The 550-nt window shown below is 67.1% G+C and carries 1 protein-coding gene; it reads left to right on the top strand.

The window, feature by feature from the left end; genetic code table 11:
- The coding region (locus tag U5798_RS36915) for a TolC family protein (protein WP_322084884.1) at positions 1 to 550 on the top strand (550 nt) is incomplete at both ends.

Here is a 550-nt window from a genome sequence, read left to right as displayed (position 1 = left end):
TGGTGCTGCTGATCGGCGAGCCGCTGCCGGACGATCTGCCGGCGGGCATGCCGCTCGACGCGCAGAACCTGCTGACGGACGTGCCGGCAGGCCTGCCGTCGGATCTGCTGACGCGTCGCCCCGACGTGATGCAGGCCGAGCAGACGCTGCTGGCCGCGAACGCGAACATCGGTGCGGCCCGTGCGGCGTTCTTCCCGAAGATCTCGCTGACGGGTGCGTTCGGCACCGGCAGCCCGACGCTCGGCGGGCTGTTCAAGGCCGGCACGGCCGCATGGTCGTTCGCGCCGCAGATCACGATGCCGATCTTCGAAGGTGGCCAGAACATTGCGAACCTGAACCTCGCGCATGTGCAGAAGCGCATCGAGATCGCCAACTACGAGAAGGCGATTCAGTCGGCATTCCGCGAAGTGGCGGATGGTCTGGCCGCACGCGGCACGTACGACCAGCAGATCGCGGCGCTGGAGCGCAACGAGCATGCGCAGCAGCGACGTTTCGACCTGTCGGACCTGCGCTACAAGAACGGCGTCGACAGCTACCTGTCGGTGCTGAC

The sequence above is a fragment of the Burkholderia sp. BCC1972 genome, assembly GCF_905339605.1.
Lineage (GTDB): Bacteria > Pseudomonadota > Gammaproteobacteria > Burkholderiales > Burkholderiaceae > Burkholderia.
This window is presented reverse-complemented; position numbering and strand designations above follow the sequence as displayed.